The sequence below is a fragment of the Campylobacter sp. W0014 genome, assembly GCF_020135975.1.
Lineage (GTDB): Bacteria > Campylobacterota > Campylobacteria > Campylobacterales > Campylobacteraceae > Campylobacter_D.
In genome coordinates this window covers 1-751 of sequence record NZ_JACHTR010000086.1, presented here as the reverse complement: position 1 = coordinate 751, position 751 = coordinate 1, and the positions used below count along the sequence as shown (strand labels likewise).

Below are 751 nucleotides of genomic sequence, written 5' to 3'. Positions count from 1 at the left end.
TTAAGAGCTTTAAGATAAGCATTATCCAAACCTAAAATTTGCATAAATTTAAAATCTTTTTTAAAGTTATGCATATAATTTAATAATTCTTTTTGATTAAGTTTTAATTCTTGATTTAAGTTTTGTTCTACAAAAACTTTTTTAAATTCTTCTTCGTTGCTCTTAAATAGTTTGTATATATCTTTAGCATTTTGATATTCTTTTTCATGATAATATCTATCCCAAAAAATAAGCTCTAAAGGGCGATGTAAAAAATGATAAGTTAAGCTTGTAAAAATAATCAAAGCTACAAGCACACCACAAGGTATATAAAATCTTTTAAGTTTGTAAAAAGGTTTATTCATTGTTTATCCTTTACTCTGCTTTAAGCTCTCCACCTTTGACCACAAGTCCATTAGAGTCTATAATTACTTCAACTCCACCTGCTTTAATGATAACACAATCAGGTTTTGCATTAATAATTGTTTCTCCTACCTGTATAGTCGCTTCGCTATCGGCTTTTAACTCATGAATAGTTTTTGCGTAAGTTGTGATATTATCAGCTACCATGCTTGTATTTTTATCACTTTCAAATCCTATGGATTCATTACTTGTAAAAAGAATATTGTCTTTGCTTTTATAATCCATCTCTTTCTCGCTTAATACTTGCATTTTATCGCTGATATTAATATCATAATGCCCCTCAACCACTTCCTTTTTATTTCCCTTCACATTCCTTATCTCATCCTTATGTATGATAGTATTTTGATTA

2 pseudogenes are annotated in these 751 nt (G+C 28.2%); both read right to left on the bottom strand.

What is annotated here, in order from left to right:
- A pseudogene (locus H2277_RS09070) lies at positions 1 to 344 on the bottom strand (hypothetical protein); the annotation flags it as partial.
- Between the two features lie 10 nt (positions 345 to 354).
- Positions 355 to 751, bottom strand: a pseudogene (locus tag H2277_RS09065) (VgrG protein); the annotation flags it as partial.